Origin of the sequence: Peribacillus sp. NPDC097224, assembly GCF_044761985.1 — a bacterium.
Taxonomy (GTDB): Bacteria; Bacillota; Bacilli; order Bacillales; family DSM-1321; genus Peribacillus.
On record NZ_JBIWDK010000002.1, the window covers coordinates 297,653 to 324,211 of the forward strand.

The window sequence follows — 26,559 nt, forward strand, 5'->3', positions numbered from 1 at the left end:
ATGAAGAATACAGGATTTCGAAAGGAAGGGATAACCCATGAAAGTCGTACTTGATGCCGGCCACGGTTATTCGACCCCCGGCAAGCGATCTCCCGATGGCATGAAGGAATATGAGTTCAATCGCGAGACGGCTGCCTTCATCAAACACTATCTAGAAAAATCAAAAGGCATCACGGTTTATTACGCCCACGAAGATGAAAGGGACGTCCCTCTTGGTGAACGAACCCGGAAATCCCATGCCCTCGGAGCTGACCTATACCTCTCCATCCATGCGAATGCCGCGGGATCAGGGAAATGGCATGAGGCAAACGGGATTGAAACTTATGTTCATACCTCTAAACCGAAGGAATCGCTCTCCCTCGCCGAAAAGGTCCAACATGATTTGGTAAAAGCCACACATTTGAAGAACAGAGGAGTGAAGACGGCAAACTTCCAGGTTCTTCGTGAAACAAAATGCCCTGCCCTTTTAATCGAATGTGGGTTCATGACCAATCAACAGGAGGCCGCCCTTTTAAGAACGGAAGCCTTTCGGAAAACATGCGGGGAGTCCATCGCCAAAAGCGTCCTTGCCCATTATAAGCTTAAAAACGAGGGCTCCTCCACCATTCTGTATAAAGTCCAAATCGGAGCCTTCACGGATAAGAAAAAAGCTGAAACCCTTGTCAAAAAGTTGGCCAAAGATGGTTATGATGCCTTCATTACCAAGCAAACATAAACAAAGCCCGTCAGTCTAACTGGCGGGCTTACGCTTTTTTTTACTTTTAAGAAACCGTGATGGCTGCCGTTTTCGTGTCGGCGAATACATGGAGGACCGAATCATCAAAACTAGTCGTTTTAAACTTAAGCACTTTTTGAACCACATCACTTTTTTCTTCGACGATGGTCATTCCCTCTAAGCTTACGTTAAAACTTCCTAAGTTAGACTTCAACTCTCCTTCAATCGCCTTTCCTGGAGGCAAAATCAGCTGGACCTTCCCAGTAATCGATTTGGCATGGATTGCTTCACAATCCTGCGCTCGATTCTTGCAGACGATTTCCCCGTTAAAGGACTGAACATCCATTTTCTTGAAGTGCCCATCGGCATTAATTGCCCCATTTAATGTTTCTGCCTCGAGCTCATCATAATTCGTATCTGAAATGGTGATGGTTCCGTTACCCGTTTCAAGTTCGCACGTTTCACCTTTCCCTTGTTGGATATGGATGACACCATTTGCTGTTTTGGCCTTAAGTTTCTCTGCCGTCAGGGATTCTGTAGTGATTGCACCGTTAAACAGCCTAACCTGAATGTCTTCATAGGCCTTGCTCGGGATATACAACACCGTATCGACCTTCATCGTCTTTTCACGGACCTTGAACTTCATTTTCCCAGCGTCGATTGCAAAGTGAACTTCCTCTAGGAAGGTCTCCCTCGCCTTTTCTATATCTTCCACCCGATACACTTTAGCAAGACATTCCACTCGTACATCCTGTTGGTCCCATGTTGCGATTTTCACTTTCCCATTTGCGATATCGATATCGATTTCATCCAGGTACTCATAATCATGTTGAAAAATATGACTGACCTCGACTGATTTCCCAAAGTTAAAATCCAAATCCGTTTCTTTAATCTTTTTATATGCACTTTCAACGAAGCCTAAGATTTTTTCCTTAGAGGATTGTACATTCTTCTTGAAGCTATCCTGGGCACTGTCATCACTTTTCTGATTGACAACAACGGTGGATAGCTCATTTTGCAACTTCTGCTCTTTTGCATCACTTTCCAAACTAGCCTTTTCTAATTCCTCCAACAGATTCAATGCTTCTACAGCTGTCAGCTTTCCTTCTTGTACCATCTCTAATATTCTCTGTTTTTCCGCTTGCATAGACATCCCCACTTTCTTAGAGTACCTTACACATACATACGCCCAGACAGGTAAAAAGTTTCATAATTATCCCAATTCCATTTATCGACAAAGAGTGGCGACAATTTCTGAAAAGGGAAAGAACACATTTCCCCGGAAATAATGGAGTTCAATCGATTTTAATCAACTGATTAATTAAAAGAAACCTGCCATATTTCTACAAAAAGCAAGCCGAAATTGGCTTGCTCTTAAACATGTTCATGCTCTTGTTCCTTTTCTTCGATCCATTTTTCCATCCGGATTTTATCACGGGTCAACACAGGCTTTAAATATTTCCCTGTATAAGATTCAGGCACTTCACAAATATCCTCTGGTGTTCCGTAGGTTACGATGGTCCCGCCTTTATCTCCGCCTTCAGGACCCAAATCAATGATATGGTCCGATGCCTTGATGACATCAAGATTATGCTCGATAACGAGAACGGTATCCCCATTGTCCACAAGTCGCTGTAAGACTTCAAGCAACCTGGCGATATCATGGACGTGCAGACCGGTAGTCGGTTCATCCAAGATATAAAATGAACGGCCAGTTGAGCGGCGATGCAATTCGGAAGCGAGCTTCACCCGCTGGGCTTCACCGCCTGACAGTGTGGTTGCCGGTTGCCCAAGCTTGATATACCCTAGCCCCACATCAAATAGCGTTTGTATTTTCCGTTTGATTTTCGGGATATTTTCGAAGAAGCTGACACCTTCCTCGACAGTCATATCAAGGATATCAGAAATGTTTTTCCCTTTATATTTCACTTCCAGTGTTTCACGGTTATACCTTTTTCCATGGCAGACTTCACATGGAACATAGACATCAGGAAGGAAATGCATTTCGATCCTAATGATTCCGTCACCTCGGCAGGCTTCACAACGGCCGCCCTTCACATTAAAGCTGAAACGTCCTTTTTTATACCCACGGATTTTCGCTTCATTCGTTGATGCAAAAACGTCACGAATATCATCGAACACGCCTGTATAGGTGGCCGGGTTAGAACGAGGCGTCCTGCCAATTGGCGATTGATCAATATCAATCACTTTATCTAAATGTTCAATCCCTTTAATTTCACGGTACTCCCCAGGTCTAGCCTTGGCACGGTTCAGTTTTTGCGCTAGAGACTTATGAAGGATTTCATTCACTAACGTACTTTTACCAGAACCGGAAACCCCAGTGACCGATGTAAACACCCCAAGTGGGAATTTAACATTGACGTTTTTCAGGTTATTTTGCTTAGCCCCTTTGATTTCAATGAACCGTCCGTCGTTTTTTCGGCGTTCTAACGGAAGAGGGATGAACTTCTTTCCGGAAAGGTATTGGCCCGTTAATGATTGGGGATGATTCATGACTTCTTCCGGGGTGCCGGCAGCTACGATTTCTCCACCATGTTCACCTGCTCCCGGGCCCACATCAATCAGATAATCTGCCGCAAGCATCGTATCTTCATCATGCTCGACCACGATGAGCGTATTGCCGATTTCACGCATGTTTTTTAGCGTGTCAATCAATCGGTCATTATCACGCTGATGCAGACCGATGGAAGGTTCATCTAAAATATACAGCACCCCCGTCAGACGTGAACCTATCTGGGTAGCCAACCGGATACGCTGAGCTTCCCCACCCGATAATGTTCCTGCTGCCCGGCTTAACGTCAAATAATCCAACCCGACGTTATCAAGGAAACCAAGGCGTTCGCGGATTTCCCGTAAGATCAACTTCGCAATCGCGGCTTCTTTTTCGGTCAACTCCAGGTTATCGAAAAACTGCAAGGAGTCTGAAACCGATAAAGCCGTTGTTTCGCTTATATGGACACCTTGAATGAGGACAGCGAGGCTTTCTTTTTTCAATCGATGCCCCTTACATGTGGGACACGGATTCTCCGACATGTATTTCTGCATTTGCTCCCGTATATAATCGGAGTTCGTATCCTTATAGCGCCGTTCGATATTTCGTAAAACCCCTTCAAACGGAATATGGCCTTCCTGCACTCTTCCAAAATCATTTTTATAGCGGAAATAGATCTTATCCTTACCAGATCCCAGTAAGATTTTCTCCAGTTTCTCTTCCGGAAGGTCTTTGACCGGGATATCCATATCGATGTCATAATGAGTCGCTACAGCTTCAAGGAGCTGCGGGTAATATTGAGAACTCGTCGGCTCCCATGGCGCTATGGCATGTTGGCGAAGACTTAACTCTTTATTCGGGATGACCAGATCACGGTCCACTTCAAGCCTTGCACCCAAACCATCACAATCCGGACAGGCCCCGAATGGACTATTAAAAGAAAACATCCTCGGCTCTAACTCCCCAACAGAAAAACCACAGATTGGGCAAGCATGATCCTCACTGAAGAGTAATTCCTCTTCGCCCATCACATCTATAATGACCTTGCCATCCCCAAGCTTCAAAGCGCTTTCCAAGGAATCTGCAAGTCTTGCCCTGATTCCTTCTTTGATGACGATCCGGTCAATGATGACTTCTATTGAATGCTTTTTATTCTTTTCAAGGGTGATATCATCACTGAGGTCATACATCTCCCCATCAATCCGCACACGGACATACCCTTGTTTCTTCACTTCTTCCAGCACTTTCACATGTGTTCCCTTTCTTCCTGAAACGAGTGGTGCCAATACTTGAAGCTTTGTCCGTTCCGGATAGTCAAGTATACGGTCAACCATTTGTTCAATCGTCTGGGAACTGATTTCGATATGATGGATCGGACAAGTCGGCCGGCCGACCCTCGCATATAGCAATCTTAAATAATCATAAATTTCCGTTACGGTTCCCACAGTGGAACGAGGGTTCTTGCTCGTCGTTTTCTGATCGATCGATATAGCAGGAGATAACCCTTCAATCATATCCACGTCTGGTTTATCCACCTGCCCTAAGAATTGGCGGGCATAAGCCGAGAGTGATTCGACATAACGTCTTTGTCCTTCCGCATATATCGTATCAAAAGCCAAGGACGACTTCCCGGAACCGGATAATCCTGTTAGCACTACAAGCTTATCCCTCGGTATCGTGACGTCGATATTCTTGAGGTTGTTGGTCCTTGCACCCTTAATCACAATTTTATCCATTGCCATGTTTCGTCACCCTTCCGCTTTTAACTCTAATATTAAATCACGCAGTTCAGCAGCCCGTTCGAAATCCAGTGCCTTTGCCGCTTCTTTCATTTCTTTTTCCATGCTTGCCACCACTTTTTCGCGCTCTTTTTTCGGAAGCTTAGACAGTTTGATAGCCGGATCTTCCTGATACGCTTCCCCATCTTCAGCAACTTGCGTAGCCCGGATGGAATCCCTGATATCCTTTTGGATGGTCTGTGGTGTGATTCCATGCTTTTTGTTGAATTTTTCCTGGATTTCCCGTCGGCGTGTCGTTTCACTGATGGCCAGTTCCATCGAATTCGTTATCCGGTCAGCATACATGATGACGTGCCCGTTTGCATTCCTGGCGGCACGGCCCATCGTTTGGATGAGTGAACGTTCCGAGCGGAGGAATCCTTCTTTATCAGCATCGAGAATGGTCACCAAGGACACTTCGGGGATATCCAGACCTTCCCGCAAAAGATTGATCCCGACAAGGACATCATATTTCCCCATCCTCAATTCCCGGATGATTTCAATTCTTTCCAACGTTTTTATCTCAGAATGAAGGTACTGAACCTTGATTCCTATATCCTTCAGGTAATCCGTTAAATCCTCGGACATCTTTTTCGTCAATGTCGTAATTAAAACCCGTTCATCCCGTTTAGCCCGTTCCTGGATTTCACCTATCAGGTCATCAATCTGCCCTTCAATCGGTCGCACTTCAATGGTAGGATCAAGCAATCCAGTAGGTCGGATAATTTGCTCGACCATTTCCGGCGTATGTTCCAATTCATATGGTCCTGGAGTTGCCGAAACGAATATGGATTGATGGACTTTCTTTTCAAACTCCTCGAATCTGAGTGGCCGGTTATCTTTCGCAGAGGGTAGGCGGAATCCATGGTCCACCAATACCTGCTTCCGAGCCTGATCGCCATTGAACATGCCGCGGATCTGTGAAAGGGTTACATGTGACTCGTCGACAATCAATAGGAAGTCTTCCGGAAAATAGTCAATCAAGGTGTAAGGTGTAGCTCCTGCGGGGCGTAGGGTTAAATGACGGGAATAGTTCTCGATACCCGAACAGAAACCCATCTCCCTCATCATTTCCAAATCGTAACGGGTCCGTTGCTCCAATCGCTGTGCTTCAAGAAGCTTTTCATCTTCACGAAGTTCTGCCAATCGTTCTTCAAGTTCCGTTTCAATATTTTGAATCGCCACATTCAGTTTCTCTTCACGTGTGACGAAATGGGATGCCGGAAAGATGGCGATATGTTCCCGTTCACCAGTGATCTCGCCAGTCAGGGCATCGACTTCCCGAATCCGGTCAATCTCGTCCCCGAAAAACTCGACCCGAACACAGTGTTCATCTTTTGAGGCCGGGAAGATTTCAACTACGTCTCCGCGGACCCTGAACGTTCCTCGTTGAAAGGCAATATCATTTCTCTCATATTGAATATCTACAAGTTTATGCAGCAGTGCATTTCTGTCTATCTCCATACCAGTACGCAGCGACACCACCATCTCCCTGTATTCTTCCGGGGAACCTAACCCATAAATACAGGATACACTGGCAATGATGATGACATCTTCCCGTTCGAACAAAGAGGATGTCGCCGAGTGGCGGAGTTTATCGATTTCATCATTGATACTGGCATCTTTCTCTATGAAAGTATCAGTGGAAGGCACATAGGCTTCTGGCTGATAGTAATCGTAATAGCTGACAAAGTACTCAACCGCATTATTGGGGAAAAACTCTTTGAACTCACTGTAAAGCTGCCCTGCCAACGTTTTGTTATGGGCAATGACAAGGGTAGGCTTATTGATTTGTTGGATGACATTGGAGACAGTGAATGTTTTCCCTGTCCCTGTCGCACCAAGCAGCGTCTGCATACTCTTTCCTTCTTTTATGCCAGCAACAAGCTTTTCTATCGCCGCTGGCTGATCTCCCTGTGGAGAATATTTTGAGACTAACTCAAACGTTTCCTTCACCAAGCATGGCCTCCTACTGAATTAGTTTTATATGAAAAAAGGGATATGATTTATTCCTTCTATTTATTCCGTTTAAAGAACTATATATACACATTCTACCACAATATCCTCAAAACAAACCACCGAAAAGCGAACAAACATTCTGTTTCGCATTTTATAACCTAGCAGGTCAAAGAGTCCTTTTCATAGAAATCGAGACAAAAAAAGCACCTCTATAAATTAGGCGCTCTTGGCTGTTCGTTTCATCATTCTTTTTGATAACCAGAAACCCACCGTCAGTGATAGTGCATCAATGATTATTAATAAGTTCGTATGTGTATAACCTTTATATGCGGAAGCGGCGATCAATGCAACCGTTAGTATAAGACCTACAATATAGTTATAGGTGACCCTTGAAAATAGCATGACTAGAAGACCGGGTAATAGAAGGGCTGAAAGAAATTTAATCATTTTTTCATCTCCTTTGTAAGAGAAAAATAGAGTAGTTACAGTTTAAATGATTCCTTGGTTTTTTGCCAATCTATTTCCTGCAAAACGAACAAGCGGTATACAAAAGGGAAACCCCCTTCAAGGAAGGGAGTTCACTTTTTGCATCCTATTAATATGGATCGGCGTCATGACCTTTTTCGACTCCTTCCTCTGGATTGTCCGTACCACCCATTGGTTTGGAAGACTCGGTATGTTGGGAGGCTGCCGCTAATCCTTCTTTCAAACGGCGGCCATAATCTTTATCGGCCTCTTCAGCAAGGGTAATCATCTTCTCTTGAATGCGTGGATCGGCAGGTGCGAGTGCATCCACTAGATTGGAGATCAATTCGTCCCTTTCCCAATCCTCGAATTCACGATACGTTTCACCTGCTTGTTTCGTGTTGCTTTGGCGATCTATCGTTTCACGGACCAGTTTGCCCTCTACAAAAGGGGTATACTCTTTACCCGTCTGCTCAGCCTCTTTCAATCCTCCTACAGTCGATGGTTCGTAGTTGATATGAGGACTTTGGTTTCCTCTACCCACTTCATACTGCATTTGGCCGCCCGTTTGATTGGTCGCCGTCCGTTTTTTCGGTGCATTGATCGGCAGTTGCAGATAATTGGCCCCCACGCGATGACGTTGTGTATCCGAATACGAGAATGTGCGGCCTTGGAGCATCTTATCATCCGAGAAATCCAATCCATCTACAAGGACTCCCGTTCCAAAAGCAACCTGCTCGACTTCGGTGAAATAATCTTCCGGGTTCTTATTCAAAACCATCGTGCCGACATGCAGCCATGGGAATTGGTCTTTTGGCCAAATCTTCGTATCATCCAATGGATCGAAATCCAGTTCAGGATGGGCATCATCACTCATGATTTGTACATTTAAATCCCATTCTGGATAATCCCCATTTTCGATTGCTTCATATAAATCCTGTGTAGCATGATTGAAATTCGTCGACTGAATCTCATTCGCTTCTTTCTGCGTCAAGTTTTTAATCCCTTGCTTTGGTTCCCAATGGTACTTGACCAGGACTGCTTCCCCCTCTTGATTCACCCACTTATATGTATTGACCCCGGAACCTTGCATCATGCGGTAGCTAGCCGGAATGCCCCAAGGCGAAAATAAGAAGGTGATCATATGGAAGGTTTCCGGAGAACTTGAGCAGAAATCGAAAATCCTTCTGCCATCCTGAATGTTTGTAACAGGGTCGGGTTTGAAGGCATGGATCAAATCGGGAAATTTCATGGCGTCGCGGATAAAGAATATTTTGAGGTTGTTCCCTACTAAATCCCAGTTTCCATCTTCCGTATAAAACTTAACGGCAAATCCACGAGGGTCACGTAATGTTTCAGGGGAGGTTCCCCCATGAATGACCGAAGAAAACCTGACGAATACCGGTGTTTTTTTACCCGCTTCTTGAAAGACCTTTGCTCTCGTATATTTAGAAACCGGCTCGTCTCCCGCCTTGCCTGTCGGAACAAAATATCCATGTGCACCTGCACCTCGTGCATGTACCACCCGCTCCGGAATCCGCTCTCTATCGAAGTGACTCATTTTTTCCAGGAAGTCGTAGTTCTCTAATGTACTTGGTCCCCTGTTTCCAACAGTCCGGATGCTTTGATTATTCGTTATGGGGTGCCCTTGTCGGTTGGTCAAGGTTTCTTCCGATTCATTATTCGTCTCTTTTGGTTGATCAGACACTAAATTTCCTCCTTTGTAAATATCATCCATCACTCCAACTAACATCCCCAATTCCTCAAACTTCACTCATATTAATTCAAAATTCTTCAATTAATGTAAATTACGTTCTAATTACCTACAAAAAGTTCCAAAAAACACCTACTAATTGATGTGAGTATATTGTACTATTATTAATGAATCTCCTTCACACTATCGCCAATGCTACCGATAAAAATCATGGAGATTACTCCAATGAAGGCATCTCCGCAGTATATGTGCACTTATATTCACTTACCAAGTCTGACCCAACCTCTGGATGAACCATAACCATTCGATTATTTCAGCATAATTTAAAGGAGCGAGCTTTAATGAAAAGAAGAATAATCACCTTATTTGCAGCAACCTTGGTTTTTTTGACGATTTTCTCGTATCCACACGCCCCCGATCAAGTTCAGGCCGCTTCCAAAACGGCCAAAGTTACAGCTAGTTCCCTCCATATAAGAGAACAGCCTAAGACCACGGCAAAATCTCTGGGCCTAATTAAAAAAGGAAAAGAAGTGACCATCTCTTCACAAAAATCCGGATGGTCGAAAATCAAGTATGGAAAACTAACGGGCTGGGTTTCCACCACGTATTTGGACGAGATAGGGTATGTGACAGCTTCCTCGTTAGTATTAAGAAAATCAAATAATACAAGCAGCAAGGCTCTCGCAACCTTACCTAAAGGAACCGTTGTAGAAATTAAATCCACCAAAGGCAATTGGCTACAAATCTATGTATCTTCCAAAAAGAAAACCGGTTGGGTTTCTAAAACATACATATCTAGTTCCAAGCCTACAGCCACCGCTAAACCGGCAGCTGTCAGTACAACCAAGTACTATGTTACAGCCAGTTCATTGTATGTCCGTAAGTCTGCCAATACCACGTCAAAGAAGCTGGCGACGATCAATAAGGGCGCTGCCGTTACCTATATTAAAAAATCGGGTAACTGGGCAAACGTGAAGACGGCATCCGGCGTGACCGGATGGGCTTCCTTAACCTATCTATCTAAGAAAAAACCTACTGCATCTCCTTCAGCCGTTAAGGAAACGACTTACTATGTAACAGCTGCCGAGCTATACGTAAGGAAATCGGGTAACTCAAAGGCTGACAAAGTCACCACTCTAAAAAAAGGGGAGGCTGTCACGCTTTATGAAGAGAAAGACAAATGGGGAAGAATCAAAACGGCTTCCGGGAAAACAGGTTGGGCTTCCCTTACCTATCTAGCAAAAACCAAGCCGAAAGAAACAAAACCAGTAACAACCACACCACCTAAAGTAGAAGAACCTATAAAAGAAGAACCGGTCAAAACCAAGCCAACCAAATACTATGTCATTTCCGACTCGTTGAACATTCGCAATGGACCTTCGGCAACGAATAAAATACTAGGGGCCATCGATAGAAGTGATAGTGTCATAGTGACGGAAACACAAGGAGATTGGGGCAAGGTCGAAACACAATCCGGTTTGGTAGGGTGGGCCTCCCTCACGTATCTATCGAAGACCAAACCGAGTGATGGATTTAAAGGCAAAGTGATCGTCCTTGATCCGGGGCATGGCGGGTCTGACCCTGGGGCATCCGGGAAAAATAATCGGGAAAAGGATTTAACTCTTTCCACGGCTAAAAAGCTGAAAGCCAAATTGGAGGAGGCCGGTGCAAAAGTCGTCATGACACGAACAGGCGATACGTATCCCTCTTTAAGTAAGCGAGTGGAAATCAGCCAGGCCAACAAACCCGATGTCTTTATCAGCATTCACTATAATGCTGGTCCCAGCTCAGCCAACGGCATTGAAACATTTTATCTAGCATCGAATGTCAATGAAAAAGAGCTCGCACAAACCGTACAAGCTGAAATCATTAAAGAAACAAAATTGAGGGACCGCGGTGCCAAAACGGGTAACTTCCAAGTCATCCGGGATAACAAGCAAGCTGCGATATTACTAGAATTAGGGTTCATCTCCAATTTGGAAGAAGAAAAGCTCATTGCCACGAGCGCCTTTCAAGACACGGCTGTCACTGGTATCTTTAATGGGTTGAAGAAATACTTCAATTTATTTTAATAAATCAAAAAAGCTTTGGAGGGATTTTCCTTCCAAAGCTTTTTTTAGAAATTCAAGAAACCGCATACCCAGTTTTGCAAATAGGAATGTTTCCCCTTTATAATTAAGAGTGGATTATGATAAAAATTTTAAAAGTGAGGTGCCTTCATTGAACATATTAGGAAGATTAAGCAAAATGATGACCGGAACAATCAGCCGTTGGGTTGTCATCGCCATCTGGATTATTGCGACAGTGCTGTTAACCTTCACGTTACCGGCAGTGAACGATAAAACGGAAAATGTTCCTACTGATTTACCTGCAGACTCAGATTCTGTCGTAGCGGATGAACTGATAAAAAAAGAATTCCCTAATTCCTCAGGGATACCTGCCTTGCTTACATGGCATCGGGAGGGTGGACTGACTGATGCTGATTTAGCTGAAATTCAAAACCTTTCCAAAGAACTTACAGAAAGTCCCTTAAAACAGCAATCCTTCTTACCTCCTCTTCACAACGCTCCACTGCCCGCACTAAAGGGCTCTGTTTCTGAAGATGGTACGACTTTCGTACAGCCCCTCTTCTTTGAGGAAAGTGCCGGGACAGCCGTTTTGGAAAAAAATATTGAACGCATCAATAAGTTAGTAACCGAACGCGTCGGTACGGACCCTTCAAAGGTTAAAATCGACTCTGAAGATCTATCGCTTCGTGTAACGGGTCCTGTCGGGATTTCCGTCGATGCGACTGGATTATTTGCCGGTGCCGATATTCAATTACTACTGGCGACGGTTATACTCGTTCTTGTCGTCTTATTACTTATTTATCGCTCACCACTTTTAGCGATCATTCCATTAATCGGGGTCGGTTTCGCTTACCTTGTCACAAGTCCTATCCTAGGATTCATGGCAGACCACGGCTGGATTACAGTCGATGCTCAGGCCATTTCGATTATGACCGTATTGCTATTCGGGGCGGGAACCGATTATTGTTTATTCTTGATTTCCCACTACCGTAGTGAATTGAGAAGACACGAAAGCAAACGAGAAGCCATGATGGCTGCCTTTAAAGATTCTTCAGGCGCCATTGCGATGAGCGGTCTGACGATCGTCGTCTCCCTATTAACATTGCTCGTGGCTCAATATGGTGCTTATCATCGTTTCGCCGTACCATTCAGCTTATCCATATTAATCATGATGATTGCTGCCTTAACTCTCGTTCCTGCACTACTTTCTGTTTTCGGCCGGGCCTCTTTCTTCCCTATCGTTCCACGTACACCCGAAATGGAAGAAGCACGCGCGAAGAAAAAGGGCAAACCCGTCAAGATACACAAAGAAGGCGGACGCATTGGAAAATGGATTGGGAATATCGTTACAACCAAGCCGTGGACCGTCATCCTTACTTGTCTGATTCTTTTCGGCCTATTAGCTGGCTATTCATCACAAATAAAGTATTCCTATGATATCCTCTCTTCTTTCCCAGAAGACATCAACTCACGTGAAGGGTATACCGTCATTTCCGATGCCTACTCACCTGGTGAACTTGCACCGGCTACAGTCGTCATCGATACGGATGGCAAGGATATCGATTTAACGGATTCCCTGAAGGATATGAGCCTGATCGGAAGTGTCTCAGAACCTGTAAGGAGTGAGTCCAATAAGGATTTACAATCCTATGAAGTCAAATTCAATATCAACCCATACGATACGAAAGCCATCGACGCCATTTCAGATATACGCAGTTCCGTAGAAAAAGAACTGAAAGATGCGAAGATCTCATCCGTTGATGAAAAAGTATGGATTGGCGGCCAGACAGCCGAGCAACACGATAAACGCGAAACGGTCAAGGCAGATGAATTCTTGGTTTTCCCAATCATCATCGTCTTGATTTCATTGCTACTGTTAGCCTACCTTCGTTCCGTAACAGCCATGGCTTATTTAATGGGAACGGTTATCCTTTCCTTCTTTGCCGCTATGGGCTTAGGCTGGATCATCCTTCACCACTTCATGGGTGTGGATGCAATTGAAGGTACGATTCCGTTGTATTCATTCGTATTCCTTGTCGCCCTAGGAGAAGATTACAACATCTTTATGGTATCCAGCATATGGCGCAAGAAGAAGACGATGCCAATCAAGCAAGCCATAAGAGAAGGTGTAACCGAAACAAGTGGCGTCATCACTTCAGCCGGTATCATCTTGGCAGCTACATTCTCTGTGCTCGCTACGTTGCCGATTCAAGTGCTTGTCCAATTCGGACTCATAACCGCACTCGGTGTACTGATGGACACATTCATCGTTCGCCCATTCCTAGTGCCGGCGATTACCGCTCTGCTTGGTCGCTATGCTTTCTGGCCAAGTAAAGCCCCGATTCACGAAGAAAAAGAACGTTCTAACTAAGAGTTTCTTTCTTAAACCTGTGTCCGCACACATGCGGCACAGGTTTTTTTGCATTTTCTAAATAAAGGAAAAAACGTTTGACTCTGGAACCCCCAGCTCATATAATTACAATATGTTAAATTATCTCAAATTAAAGATATATGAAGTGGAGGAATATACAAAATGGCTAAAACAAAATGGATAGTCGACCCTACACACAGCGCGATAGAGTTTTCTGTAAAACACATGATGATTGCAAAAGTAAAAGGAAGTTTCAATAAATTTGACGCCAACATTTCTGCAGACCCAACCGACCTAACAACGGCGGAAATTGATTTCACCGTCGATTTGTCCAGCATTGACACTCGTAATACAGACCGTGATAACCACCTGCGTTCTGCTGACTTCTTTGACGTTGAAAAGAACCCGGAACTGATATTTAAAGCTACAGACATCAAAAAAACGGATGACGATGAGTATGCCGTAACCGGTGATGTCACACTTCATGGAGTGACAAAAGAAGAAACATTCGTTATGACATTCGAAGGGCAAGGAAAAGATCCATGGGGTACGGAAAAAGCAGGATTCAGTGGCAAAGGCAAGGTGAAACGCAGCGACTATGGTTTAACCTATAATGCTGCCCTGGAAACGGGCGGGGTACTGATTGGGGATCAAATCACCATTTCCATTGATATCGAAGCCGCAAGAGAAGCGTAAAATGTTTCATTAATAAACCCCCAATGAGCAGAGCAACCTGCCTTTTGGGGGTTTCTTGTGAAAAATCGTTCAATAACTGGATTTAGAAAAAACAAGCGTATGCTTATCCTGTTTATCTTTGTAACTCATATATAATTTTTCCCCTTTTATTTCATACAACAGAGTATCGGAATGCTTTAATCCTGCCCATTCTGCAGGTACATCAAAATCTGCTTCATCCCCTGTCTTCATTTTCAGAGATTCCCCATCATATTGTGTAATCTCTCCTTGGATGCCCGGGTTCCCCGCTTCAGCATCATACAAAGAAAATCTCCCATTTTTCTCAATGTCAAACGCGTAAAATCCTGTATAACGATTTCCATCTAAACTCATTTCTTCCCCATGCCACTCCCCTATAAGGTCAACGGGGGCAGAACTTTCCTTTCTCCCGTCTTTCCCACCTGGTTGACATCCATATAAGAACAAGCATGATAATACTATCAAAATACTCTTCATCTTCATCGTCATATCCCTATTCGCACCTTCACTTTTCATTTCGTCTACCCATATAAGAAACCACCTAGATCTATCATCTAAGTGGTTTCAGTTACTATTCAGAAAGATCCGGCCGTTTCTACCCTGCTTGGCCACTCTCTTTCAATTGATCATCCACAAAAAGGATGCCCAATTCATAATGCTCCCCTTCAAATAAGGCCCGTTGCACAAAGCGCATTTGTTGATTAATGCCGATGACCTCGAGCTTACAATAGGCCCGATTCTTTTGCAGCGCCCGGTACAACTCTTCTTCTTCCCTGACGACAACCCCATTGATCTTTGAGATGATTTCACCCTTGACCAATCCCATCTTGTCAGCCGGTGATTCAGGGATAACGCCTAGAATCTGGACGCCAAGCTTGCTTTTCGAAAAGTAAAACGGTTGCTTTTCGTCCAAATTCTTTTGCGCATAATGGATGAATTCTCGACCAAGGATCGCTAAAACAGCTGTTATGATTGCCAATAGTGGATACCAGTAGCTGACGACCGCCAAGACTGTAATCAATATGCCAAGTGTCCCTACCTGCTTACCTTGGGCCTTTATTGCCTGTTCCGGAAGCGATCCATGAACCTTCTGCCTAAATCCAATCAAAAATGGCAGAACGATTGGAGAAATGAACACTTCACCAATGGAGAATACGGGATACCAGTCAAAAGGAACGGGCAGTTCTCCTCCAGGAATCAGTACGAACATCGGAATCAGCCAAATACGTTGCAAAACATAAACGCCAATCGGCTGCCCGCGCTTTGAAACCTCTAACTGTGGTGATGCCTTTTTACTGCCTTTCTTAACGATAAGAAAACCTTCCGCAATCAACAAAAGCCCAATCAATATCACAAGTGTCGGATAAACTGATTGATTCAGTTGGTCAAATGCATCCGTGAAAATAGGAAGTGGCAAATCCTTACCATTTAGAAAGAAAAGGATAAAGAACGTGACACCCAACGTATAAACAGGTGATACCAGTCTCCTTTTCATGGTCAAGACGGCTAGGACCGAGACTGCCGCCATGATGACCACCGCCGCCATCGGTATGACAAGGCCAGACACCAGCGCGAGGAGTGACAGAATCACCCCAGTGACGATTCCCTGTAGAAGCAAAGCCCGAAGCTCCATGGTTTTCCTATAAATCTTCGTATTGAAATCACGACGCTCCCGTTTAACCCGAAGATAGCCGATGAATAAACAATAAGCAATGGAAACGTAAAGTAATGGATGAAGGAAGAGTTTTCCCAATCCTATTAAGCAATCAATAAGCCAATCCGTTGTCAATTTCTCTCCACCATCCCTATAAGTGATTAAAAGTATGTATCAATCGTTCTAGTCAGTTACTTCCTATTCTATCAAATATGTCAGCTTTCTGCCTATTAAGATGTAGAAAAAACTGTATCCGCTCTAATAGATGAAATGAAATTTTCCCCCTTTCCTGCCAAGTAAAAAGGCAACACCCCGATGGGCGTTGCCTCCTTCTTCTATTTCGCCAAATAATTCAAAGCCGTCCGTAGCTGAATATCATTATCTTCATCCTGAATTTTTTCCAAGATGACGGTTTCTAGCTTAGCTGCGGTCTTGGCATCCAACTTACCAGTCGCTTTCATCCCATACTGCTTCTGAAAAGCCTTGACCGCAATCTCTGTATTCCAATCGTAGTACCCATCCTCACGCCCTGTTTCAAAACCGATCCCTTTTAGGATCGTTTGCGCATACTGAATTTGGTCGTCTGTCATGTCCCGCTTCAATACCTTTTCGATGGTTAACTGATGGGCGTTGAAGTACACCGGTTGCTTGACTTCAATCGTCGGTTCGATTCCTTTTTTGTGAATCCAGTTACCAGAGGGTGTCAGCCACTTGTACAGCGTAAGCTTGATATTGCTGCCATCTCCCATTGGGACTGCCTGTTGAACCGTCCCTTTACCGAACGTCTTCTCGCCAATCAGCGGGTATCCCCCGGCCTCCTCCATGGCACCGGCAAGGATCTCCGAAGCCGAGGCACTGCCTTTATCCGTCAGGACGGCAATGGGGTAGTCCTTCTTTTTCTTCAGTTCTGTGAAAAAGGATTGCGTCTCACCCGTTCTTTCGGCTATTTTCAAATATGGTTTATCTTTCGTAATAAACTCGCCTAAAATCGTCTCCACACTTGAAAGGAGACCGCCCGGATTCCCCCGGACATCGATCACCAGCCCTTCGATTCCCTTCTTCTCAAGTTCCTTCAACTGCTTTTTAAAATCCGATGCGGTATTTTCCGAGAATGTGGTCAACTCCACATACCCGATTTCCTCACCCGCTACTTCCTTGGTCGAAGAAAAAACCGTGTCCAATGGAATTTCTGCACGAACCATATTGAATTCGATTGGATTGGATACACCGGCACGTTTTATTTCCATTTTGACTGAAGAGCCCTTTTTCCCACGGATCTTCAACCGAGTTTCATAGAGGTCCAACCCTTCGACACTTTCCCCATTCACCTTTAGGATTTGGTCCTTCGGCTTTAATCCTGCCTTTTCAGCCGGGGAGTCCTTGTAGGGAGAGACAATGATGACCTTCCCGTCCTCCATCCCGATTTCCGTACCGATCCCTTCAAACGAGGAATCCAAGGTCTCATTGAACTGCTTTGCGGTCTCCTTGTCCATATATACGGAATATGGATCCTTCAATGTTGCCAGCATGCCTTGAATGGCACCTTCGATGAGCTTTGAGCCGTCTACCTGTTCAACATACTGGCTCACGATCAACCCGTAAGCTTGTTCCACTTTTGCCCACTCCTGATCTTTTATCCCCTCTTGGCTTCCCTGTTTCATCTCGTGTTTATCCTGGGTGCTTGTCCAATACATGCCCCCTGCTGCCCCAATAACTAATGACATCATGATTGCTAGAGGAATTACCCATTTTTTGACCATATTTATCCCCTTTTCTACCCCGATATATTTTTCACTATATGAGTAGGTTCGGGTAAATATGCTTTTGAACAGAGCAAAAAAACAGACCAGGATGTGATCCTGGTCTGTTTTATGATTCATATATTGGGTATTAGTTAGGTATGTAGCTTAATGGATTGACTGCATTGGACTTGCTGTAATTCCACGTACCTTTGTGAAGCTCAAAGTGCAAATGCTGTCCATAAGAATGTCCGGTATTCCCCATGATCCCAATTTGTTGACCTTTGGCAACGACTGCACCTGTACTAGCTTGTCTTGAACTTAAATGTGCATAAACCGTTGTCCACGTTTGTCCACTAATATTATGGGTAACAAAGATTACATTACCGTATGAAGAGGACGTATACGAACGACTTACGACTCCGTCTGCCGCTGCTACAACAGGCACTGTTCCGCTTGCAGCAATATCAATGCCGGCATGCTGTTTATTCCAACGTTCGCCCATTTGTGAAGATACATAACCTGCACTTGGTCTTGTAAATGTTCCTGACGATACAGCCGGTGCAGAACTTACACTAGCCGGAGCTTGTGATGATGAAGAGGATGAACTGCTATTAGAACTAGAGTTAGAATGGGAAGGAGCTTGTTTTTTCGCTTGAGCTGCTTGCGCTGCTTGTGCTGCCGCTTCTTGTTCTGCACGTTTTTTCGCTTCAGCTGCTGCTTTTTTACGAGCTGCTTCTAATTCAGCTAGACGATTCTTCTCTAAGTCGATGGCTGACTTGATTGCTGTTTCTTGAGCAGCAAGGTTCGCCTTTTCTTCCTCTAAGCCCATTTTATTTTCTTCTTCTTTTTTCGTTTGTTTCTTTAATTTCTTAACTAACGCAGCTTTTTGTTCTTTCTGCTGTTTTTGTTGATTTTGGATTTGTAAAAGTTGAGCTTTAGCCACTTCTAAACTAGCAAGCTTCGTTTCTACGGCCTTTTGTTTTTCTTCAAGCTCTTTTTTATCCAGCTCATGTTGTTTCAAAATCTCGCGATCGGCTTCTGCAATGGCTGCAACAGCTCCTACACGGTCAATTAAATCGCTAAAACTAGATGATCCGAACAATACTTCCACATAATTCAAATCTCCACCGGACTCCTGGAAGGAAAGGGCACGTTCCTTCAGAACGTCGTTACGCTTAGCGATACGTTCTTGCAACACTATAATTTCTGCTTTCAATACTTCAATTTCTTCTTTTGTTTGAGTGATTTCAGCATTTTTCGCATCAATTTTCTTTGCTGATTCTGCAATTTTCGCATCAATGGCAGCGATTTGCTCCTCAGCCGTCAGTTGTTTATTCTGGAGGTTATTGATTTTTTCTGAGGTAGTGGAAATGTCCGCTTCAACACCCGAACGTTTTTCCTGTATAGATGCCTTCTTTTGCTCTAAGTCTGAAATGGATTCAGCAAAAGCTGAAGGAGCAGCCAAAATGCTCCCCAAGCCGATCATGATTGTCGCGTTCACCGCGATAATGTTCTTTTTCAATGTTCCATTTCCCCTTTCAATCTCGTTACAACTCGTGCCATGCAACGTCTCTCTATTTTGAATGAATTTCTTCTTCGTATTTCGAGTGTAAAAGAATTGTAAAGTTTGTTCGCTTATGCTTTTAAGAATTTTCTAACGGACATTAAGCTTCCCCATATTCCAATCACGGCGCCCATGATGATAAGAATCGCCGACACTTGGTAAATGAATGGACTTGCTGGTAAAAAGTCTACGAATTTAAACGTAATCTGTGGTGATATATAATTGAACAGATTGTAGTAGAGTACTGAAATCAGGGCGATAGGCACAACAGAACCAAGGATTCCTAACCAGAGTCCCTCTAAGAAGAATGGCCAACGAATGAAGTTGTTTGTTGCCCCTACCAATCTCATAATCTCGATTTCTTTTTTCCTAGCCACTATTGTAATTTTAATCGTATTCGAGATGAGGAACATGGCTGTGAAAAGCAACCCTACGATAAGTACAATCCCGATATTTCTAGCAATTTCGACAAAACTGAATAGGTTTTCAACATAACCTTGTCCATATTTAACGCTTTGAATATAATTGATGCTTTCGATTTCTTTCGCTACCTTGATCACATCTTGAGGTGTTTTCGTTTTAATGATATAAACATCCCGTAAAGGGTTGTCTTGTTCAAATGGTTTAAAGGCATCTCCATTATCGCCTAAATCATCAATTAAATTGGTTAGCTCTTCATCCTTAGGGGAGAAGACAACACTATCAATTCCACCTATACTCGTTATCTGCTTGCTGATTGCTTGTATATCCTCTTTACTCGCTGCATTATCAATATGCGCACGAATTTCGACATCGTTTTCGACATTACCCGCGATATGATTTAAATTCATCATAATCACTAAAAAAACGCCAACCAATGTTAGAGTGACTGTTACAGCACTTACTGATGCAAACGTCATCCAACCATTACGACCAATGTTTTTAAAGCTTTCACGGAAGTGACGGACGAGTGTTCTAAATTTCATATCCGTATTCACCTCTATGTTCATCGCGAACGATTTTTCCACCTTCAATGGCAATTACACGACGTTTAAAGTTATTAACAATATCTTTATTGTGCGTAGCCATGATAAGTGTCGTTCCGCGCTTGTTTATTTCTTCAAATATGCTCATGATTTCCCATGATGTTTCAGGATCCAGATTCCCTGTAGGTTCATCCGCAATAACCACCTTGGGGTCATTGACAATCGAACGGGCAATCGCAACCCTTTGTTGTTCTCCACCTGATAACTCTGCAGGACGCATTCTGGCTTTATGCTTGATCCCTACTAGATCGAGAACTTCCATGACTCTCTTTTTAATGACTTCAGGTTCTTTTTCGATGACTTCCATTGCAAAGGCAACATTTTCATAGACTGTGAAAGTTTGAAGGAGTTTAAAATCCTGGAAGACCATCCCGATATTACGGCGAAATAGAGGAACTTTCGAATTGCGGATTTTTGGTAGGCTGACACCATTAACCAAGATATTTCCACTTGTCGGCTTTTCTTCCCGATACATCATTTTGATGAAGGTCGATTTGCCGGCACCACTTGGACCCACTACATAAACAAACTCGCCTGGCTGTATTTTTACATTTAACCCATTAATGGCTATGACGCCATTAGAATAGGTCTTTTTGACATCTATCATCTCTATCATTCTAAAACCACCTAATTTGCTTGTTAACTTATCTATTAAAAGCGTTTTTTTCGACAGCATTTTTTAAATAACGACAGGAATCATTTCGTTTTAAGCACAGGAACATTATAACATCAAAGTTTGTCAAATTAAGCATAAAAATATTACAGTTTCATTTCAATGATTGTGCTAAGACTATCTATCTAGTATACGGAAAAAACGAATGGAAATAATAGGGGATTTTATGAAGAGGATGGATGAAACGTCCAGCCTAAAGGAGGACGTTTCGGTAGAATTGTTACTTATGTTCGGAAAGCCACTCGGCTACTTTTGATGCATCATCACCAATGATGACGCCTTTTGGCATTCCACCTTGGCCTTTCAAGATGATTTGCTCAATTTCATCTTTCGACAAACGCGAACCGACTTCCGTCAAATTCGGGCCTACGCCGCCTTCAAGATTCACAGCATGACAACTTGAACATTTATTTTCATAAATCTTGGCTGCATCACCGGCACCAGCAGTGGTCGTTTCATTAGTATCCGTTGCCGGTTCTTTATCTGCGTTATTATCGTCATTCCCCCCGCAAGCAGTAAGCGCAAGAGATGTACCTAATAGTAAAGCTAACCATTTCTTTTTCATTGGACAAGCCCCCTTCTTCTTAAGTCTACCAGTACAGAAACATTATACCAATCTCAATCGAGTTTAAAACCCTCTCCAAGTACTTCTGAGGCATCCATGACGATCACGAATGCTTTAGGGTCAACGACTTTGACCAATTGTTTCAATTTGGTGAATTCAGATTGATCGATGACACACATTAAAATCGGACGGGAATCGTCCGTATAGCCGCCATGCCCGGAAATCCGTGTAACACCGCGGTCTAGTTCATGTATAATAGCATCCCTAACTTCGGGTTCATTATTCGTGATAATTAATGCCATCTTGGAACGGTTGAATCCAACTTGGATAAGGTCGATGGTCTTACTTGTGACATATAAGCTGATCAAGGCATACAGCCCTTTTTCAATATCAAAAACAATGGCCGCGCTCAATACGATGAGGCCGTCAATGATTGCCACACATGTCCCCAATGACAAATTGGTATACTTATGAATGATTTGCGCCGCTAAATCCGTTCCCCCGGTAGAAGCCTTCCCGCGAAAGACTATGCCCAATCCTAATCCGACAAGGATACCGCCACAAAGTGACCCAAGTAAAGCATCGTTCGTCCATGGTTCCCAATCCTTTGTCAGGAAGACGACAAACGGTAAAAATAACGTTCCGATGAACGTTTTTGCACCAAAATTCCTTCCAAGTACAATAAGTCCGGCAATGAATAAAGGAATATTAAATGCCCACTGAACATACGCTGGTTCCCAACCTAGCGTGGTATATAGAATCGTGCTGATTCCGCTGACCCCGCCTGAAGCGACCTGGTTCGGTAGAAGAAATACATTGAACCCAATCGCGATGATGCCTGACCCTATCAACACTAGACCATATTCCATCAAAATTTGTATCAAAGGGTGCTTTGGCTCCCGATATCTCTTTCTCATTCTGGTTGTCTCCTCATAATCCTTCTTATTTAATTAGTCTTAACCGAAAGTAGTATAGCATCCCTGTTCATTTCCTGTAAATAACAGCCAGATGACGTGGTAAAGGACTAATGAATTGAAATGTTGTACAAAAAAATCGAACCGAATAAGATCCGGTTCGATTCATACCTCTTATAATTTAGAACGTAAATAAGCATCGATGAACATATCGATATCTCCATCCATGACTGCTCCAAGGTTTCCGGTCTCCGCACTTGTACGGTGATCCTTTACCATGGAATAAGGGTGGAAGACGTAAGAGCGGATTTGGCTTCCCCAGCCAATTTCCTTCTGTTCACCGCGGATTTCATCCAAATCGGCTTGTTGCTGTTCGATCTCAAGTTGATATAATTTGGCTTTCAGCATATTCATCGCTTGGGCCTTGTTTTTGATTTGCGATCTCTCATTTTGACACGTTACGACCGTATTCGTTGGTAAATGGGTAATCCGGACAGCTGAGTCAGTCGTGTTAATATGCTGACCGCCGGCGCCACTTGCCCGGTACGTATCGATTTTCAAATCTTCCGTACGGATATCTATATGAATCGTTTCATCGAATTCCGGCATGACTTCGCATGATACGAACGAAGTATGACGGCGGCCTGATGAATCGAAAGGAGAAATCCGGACAAGGCGGTGCACGCCTTTTTCCGCTTTCAAATAGCCATAAGCGTTATGGCCTTTGAATAGGAGCGTTACACTCTTGATTCCCGCTTCATCACCTGGAAGGTAATCAAGGGTTTCCACCTTGAATCCTCTTTTTTCGCCCCATCTAGTGTACATGCGTAGCAACATGGAACCCCAATCTTGGGACTCTGTTCCGCCTGCACCCGGATGCAGTTCCAGAATGGCATTTTTCGAATCATACTCTTCACTTAGTAGAAGCTGTAGTTCAAAGTCATTCATCTTTTGGGAAAGAATCGTGATTTCTTCCACTAACTCCGTCATAAGATCTTCATCATTCTCTTCTTTGACCAGTTCATACGTCAAATCGAGATTTTCATATGAATCATTCAACTCGGCCAATTGGTCGACTTGTTCTTTCAATGCGTTTGTTTCATTGATGACACCTTGAGCCTTTTGTTGATCATTCCAAAAGTCAGGATGCGTCATCTCATTTTCTAGTTGTGCAATGCGTGCCTCTTTTTCATCTAAGTCAAAGAGACCCCCTAAAGTCCGTTAATCGTTGCGCTGTTCTTTCTAATTCGTTTCTGATTTCTGCCATTTCCATTTCTATTCACCTCATTAGTATGTTAAAAAAAATCCCGTATCGGGATTTGCTTCATGCAAATATACCTTATCAAAACGATATGCATCCCGTCCGCTTTACTAAACGAAACATGAAAAGAGGCGGTAAGTTCATTTAACTTATCCGTCTCTTCTCCATTATACACCTATTTTCAGGCTAAGTTGCCATGACAATTCTTATATTTTTTTCCGCTGCCACATGGACATAAAGCATTTCGCCCGACATCTTCTGATTTACGAGCCGGCGCCTTCTTCACTTTGCCGCCTTCGTCTTCTTTCGGATTGACCGCTTGTCCTTTTATGACTTCCTTCCGCTCCAAGTTATTGCGGATTTCAGCTTTCATAATGTACTTAGTGACCTCATCTTCCATCGAAGCAATCATGCTTTCAAACATCGCGAAGCCTTCTGATTGGTATTCACGAAGCGGATCGATTTGACCATATGCACGTAGGTGAATCCCTTGACGCAATTGTTCCATCGCGTCGATATGATCCATCCACTTGCTGTCCACCGCCCGAAGCACGATCACTTTTTCGAACTCGCGCATTTGCTCTTCTGAAAGCTCGGCTTCTTTTTGATCATAACTTTCTTTTACTTTTCCTAGAATGAATTCAACTAGTTCCGATTCATCTTTCCCATCCAAATCGGCAATTGTAATCTCACCCTCTTGGAATAGATTGCCGTTCAAGTAATCGACAAGTCCTTGCAAGTTCCAGCCTTCCTCATCGCCCATTGGCGCAAAAGCTGCAACATTACGTTGAATGGACGCCGTGATCATCGTTTCAACGATTTCACGCAAGTTTTCGCTTTCCATTACATCGAAACGCTGTTTGTATATGATTTCACGTTGCTGACGAAGAACATCATCATACTGCAGCAATTGTTTACGAGAATCGAAGTTATTGCCTTCAACCCGTTTCTGAGCGGATTCAACGGCTCTTGACACCATTTTGCTTTGAATGGGTTGGGAATCATCCATGCCAAGGCGCGCCATCATACTCTTCATATTATCCGAACCAAAGCGACGCATCAATTCATCTTCCATGGATAGATAGAACTGAGTGACCCCTGGATCTCCCTGACGACCAGAACGACCACGCAGCTGGTTATCAATCCGGCGACTTTCATGACGTTCCGTCCCGATGACGGCAAGCCCGCCCACGTCTTTGACACCTTCACCTAGCTTGATATCCGTACCACGGCCGGCCATGTTCGTGGCGATCGTAACCGCTCCCTTATTCCCTGCATTCAAGATGATTTCCGCTTCACGCTCATGGTTCTTCGCATTCAACACGTTATGAGGAATGCCTTTTTTCGTCAAGTAATTAGAAATGATCTCCGAAGTCTCAATGGCAACCGTACCAACCAGCACGGGCTGTCCTTTTACATGACGCTCTGCAATATCTTCCACGACCGCTCTGAATTTCCCATCCATTGACGCATAAATGAGATCTGGTCGGTCATCCCGGACAATATCCCGGTTCGTTGGAATCGCAATAACATTCATATTATAGATGTTACGGAATTCCTCTTCTTCCGTCTTGGCCGTACCTGTCATACCAGAAAGTTTTTCATACATCCTGAAATAGTTCTGGAAAGTAATCGTCGCAAGGGTCATGCTTTCATTTTGAATTTCAAGCCCCTCTTTTGCTTCAATGGCCTGATGAAGTCCTTCACTATAACGGCGACCTTTCATTAAACGGCCCGTAAATTGGTCAACGATGACAATCTCGCCGTCTTGGACCACATAATCCACGTCCAGATGCATCGCAACATGCGCCTTCAATGCCTGATTGATATGATGGTTCAATGTCACATGAGTGATATCGAATAAATTATCAATATTGAACGCTCTTTCAGCCCTATTCATACCTTCTTCAGTCAATTGCACGCCTTTGGTTTTCTCATCATACGTGTAATCCGTATCTTTTTTCAGGGTACGTACAAACGCATTCGCCTGGATATACAGCTGGGCTGATTTTTGCGCCGCACCGGAAATGATCAACGGCGTCCTCGCTTCATCGATCAAGATGGAATCGACTTCATCGATGACCGCATAATGCAATGGCCGTTGTACCATTTGTTCTTTATATAGCACCATATTGTCACGCAAGTAATCGAAACCTAACTCATTATTCGTGCTATACGTGATATCTGCATTGTATGCTTCTTGCTTTTCTTCTTTAGAATGACTGTTGAGATTCAAGCCGACAGACAGTCCGAGGAAATTGTATAACACACCCATATCAGTCGCATCACGTTGTGCGAGGTATTCATTGACGGTCACGACATGCACGCCTTTGCCAGTAATCGCATTTAAATATACGGGCATGGTTGAGGTCAACGTTTTCCCTTCACCTGTTTTCATTTCGGAAATATTCCCATCATGAAGGGACGCCCCACCCATGATCTGAACGCGGAATGGATACATGCCAAGGGCCCGCTTTGCACCTTCACGTACGACAGCAAACGCTTCAACGAGCAAATCATCCACAGTTTCCCCGTTTTGATAACGTGTCTTGAATTCTTCGGTTTTGGCAGTCAGCTGCTCGTCCGATAACGAAGCCATCTCATCCGCTAGCGCTTCGACCTGATCAGCCACTTTCTCTAACCGCTTAAGTTCTCGCTTATTCGGATCAAAAACTTTATTTAATATATTAAGCATTCATTAACGCTCCTCTATTGGGAAAATGATCATTCAATATCGTTCATTCATATAAGTAAGAAGGAACACACCTTCAGCCGATAATAATCTAGTCTTAATTTTACCACTTCTATTCATGAGGTACAACTTCATGTCACTTTCAGGACTATGGGCCAGAAATCACTTCTTG

19 protein-coding genes are annotated in these 26,559 nt (G+C 43.7%); 4 read left to right on the forward strand and 15 right to left on the reverse strand.

What is annotated here, in order from left to right; translation table 11 throughout:
- The first annotated feature begins 37 nt into the window (after positions 1-37).
- A complete protein-coding gene (locus tag ACIQXR_RS05010) occupies positions 38-715 on the forward strand; it encodes an N-acetylmuramoyl-L-alanine amidase (protein WP_403079584.1) in 678 nt (225 codons plus the stop codon).
- Positions 716-761: 46 nt separating this feature from the next.
- On the opposite strand, the gene ACIQXR_RS05015 is transcribed toward ACIQXR_RS05010, so the two are convergent.
- The 5 genes from ACIQXR_RS05015 to ACIQXR_RS05035 all read right to left on the reverse strand — a co-directional run bounded on the left by ACIQXR_RS05015 (position 762) and on the right by ACIQXR_RS05035 (position 9,137).
- Entirely contained in the window at positions 762-1,862 is a 1,101-nt protein-coding gene (locus ACIQXR_RS05015; RefSeq protein WP_403079586.1) for a DUF4097 family beta strand repeat-containing protein, read from the reverse strand.
- 227 nt (positions 1,863-2,089) lie between these two features.
- The gene (gene uvrA, locus ACIQXR_RS05020; protein ID WP_403079587.1) at positions 2,090-4,969 is read right to left on the reverse strand and encodes an excinuclease ABC subunit UvrA; all 2,880 of its coding nucleotides are present in this window, start codon (positions 4,967-4,969) and stop codon (positions 2,090-2,092) included.
- Between the two features lie 6 nt (positions 4,970-4,975).
- Positions 4,976-6,961, reverse strand: a complete 1,986-nt coding sequence (gene uvrB / locus ACIQXR_RS05025) for an excinuclease ABC subunit UvrB (RefSeq protein ID WP_402870668.1) — start codon at positions 6,959-6,961, stop codon at positions 4,976-4,978.
- Between the two features lie 219 nt (positions 6,962-7,180).
- On the reverse strand, positions 7,181-7,411 hold the full coding sequence (locus ACIQXR_RS05030; RefSeq protein ID WP_402870665.1) for a DUF2198 family protein: 231 nt from the start codon (positions 7,409-7,411) through the stop codon (positions 7,181-7,183).
- Between the two features lie 148 nt (positions 7,412-7,559).
- Positions 7,560-9,137 (reverse strand): catalase, encoded by a 1,578-nt coding sequence (locus ACIQXR_RS05035; protein ID WP_403079589.1) that lies wholly within the window; start codon positions 9,135-9,137, stop codon positions 7,560-7,562.
- A gap of 347 nt (positions 9,138-9,484) precedes the next feature.
- Between ACIQXR_RS05035 and ACIQXR_RS05040 the strand changes: the two genes are divergently transcribed.
- From ACIQXR_RS05040 to ACIQXR_RS05050, 3 genes are all read left to right on the forward strand, one after another.
- Complete coding sequence (locus tag ACIQXR_RS05040) at positions 9,485-11,215, forward strand: N-acetylmuramoyl-L-alanine amidase family protein (RefSeq protein WP_403079591.1); 1,731 nt, start codon at positions 9,485-9,487, stop codon at positions 11,213-11,215.
- Positions 11,216-11,390: 175 nt separating this feature from the next.
- Positions 11,391-13,583, forward strand: a complete 2,193-nt coding sequence (locus ACIQXR_RS05045) for an MMPL family transporter (RefSeq protein ID WP_403079593.1) — start codon at positions 11,391-11,393, stop codon at positions 13,581-13,583.
- A 162-nt stretch (positions 13,584-13,745) separates the two neighbouring features.
- Positions 13,746-14,279 carry a YceI family protein gene (locus ACIQXR_RS05050; protein ID WP_402954577.1) on the forward strand — a complete coding sequence of 178 codons (534 nt, stop codon included), beginning with the start codon at positions 13,746-13,748 and terminating at the stop codon, positions 14,277-14,279.
- A 69-nt stretch (positions 14,280-14,348) separates the two neighbouring features.
- Here ACIQXR_RS05050 and ACIQXR_RS05055 read toward each other — a convergent pair whose 3' ends face one another.
- From ACIQXR_RS05055 to secA, 10 genes are all read right to left on the reverse strand, one after another.
- Positions 14,349-14,813, reverse strand: a complete 465-nt coding sequence (locus tag ACIQXR_RS05055; RefSeq protein ID WP_403079595.1) for a hypothetical protein — start codon at positions 14,811-14,813, stop codon at positions 14,349-14,351.
- A gap of 79 nt (positions 14,814-14,892) precedes the next feature.
- Entirely contained in the window at positions 14,893-16,086 is a 1,194-nt protein-coding gene (locus ACIQXR_RS05060; RefSeq protein WP_403079597.1) for a PDZ domain-containing protein, read from the reverse strand.
- 200 nt (positions 16,087-16,286) lie between these two features.
- Positions 16,287-17,711 carry a S41 family peptidase gene (locus ACIQXR_RS05065; RefSeq protein WP_402870647.1) on the reverse strand — a complete coding sequence of 475 codons (1,425 nt, stop codon included), beginning with the start codon at positions 17,709-17,711 and terminating at the stop codon, positions 16,287-16,289.
- Between the two features lie 130 nt (positions 17,712-17,841).
- The gene (locus tag ACIQXR_RS05070) at positions 17,842-19,215 is read right to left on the reverse strand and encodes a murein hydrolase activator EnvC family protein (protein WP_402870644.1); all 1,374 of its coding nucleotides are present in this window, start codon (positions 19,213-19,215) and stop codon (positions 17,842-17,844) included.
- Between the two features lie 113 nt (positions 19,216-19,328).
- On the reverse strand, positions 19,329-20,222 hold the full coding sequence (gene ftsX / locus ACIQXR_RS05075) for a permease-like cell division protein FtsX (protein WP_402870641.1): 894 nt from the start codon (positions 20,220-20,222) through the stop codon (positions 19,329-19,331).
- Positions 20,212-20,898: a cell division ATP-binding protein FtsE gene (gene ftsE / locus ACIQXR_RS05080; RefSeq protein WP_402870638.1), complete on the reverse strand. Its 687-nt coding sequence runs from the start codon at positions 20,896-20,898 to the stop codon at positions 20,212-20,214. Before ftsE ends, ftsX begins: the two co-directional genes overlap by 11 nt.
- Positions 20,899-21,175: 277 nt before the next feature.
- Positions 21,176-21,520 (reverse strand): cytochrome c551, encoded by a 345-nt coding sequence (cccB, locus tag ACIQXR_RS05085; protein WP_402991251.1) that lies wholly within the window; start codon positions 21,518-21,520, stop codon positions 21,176-21,178.
- Positions 21,521-21,573: 53 nt separating this feature from the next.
- A complete protein-coding gene (locus tag ACIQXR_RS05090; RefSeq protein ID WP_402954594.1) occupies positions 21,574-22,437 on the reverse strand; it encodes a YitT family protein in 864 nt (287 codons plus the stop codon).
- A 171-nt stretch (positions 22,438-22,608) separates the two neighbouring features.
- Positions 22,609-23,707, reverse strand: a protein-coding gene (gene prfB / locus ACIQXR_RS05095) for a peptide chain release factor 2 (protein WP_402870630.1) whose coding sequence is annotated in 2 segments (ribosomal slippage) — positions 22,609-23,634 and positions 23,636-23,707 — 1,098 coding nt in all. Because the reading frame shifts where the segments join, the coding sequence is not laid out codon by codon here.
- Positions 23,708-23,876: 169 nt separating this feature from the next.
- Complete coding sequence (secA, locus tag ACIQXR_RS05100; RefSeq protein WP_403079598.1) at positions 23,877-26,390, reverse strand: preprotein translocase subunit SecA; 2,514 nt, start codon at positions 26,388-26,390, stop codon at positions 23,877-23,879.
- Between the last annotated feature and the right edge of the window lie 169 nt (positions 26,391-26,559).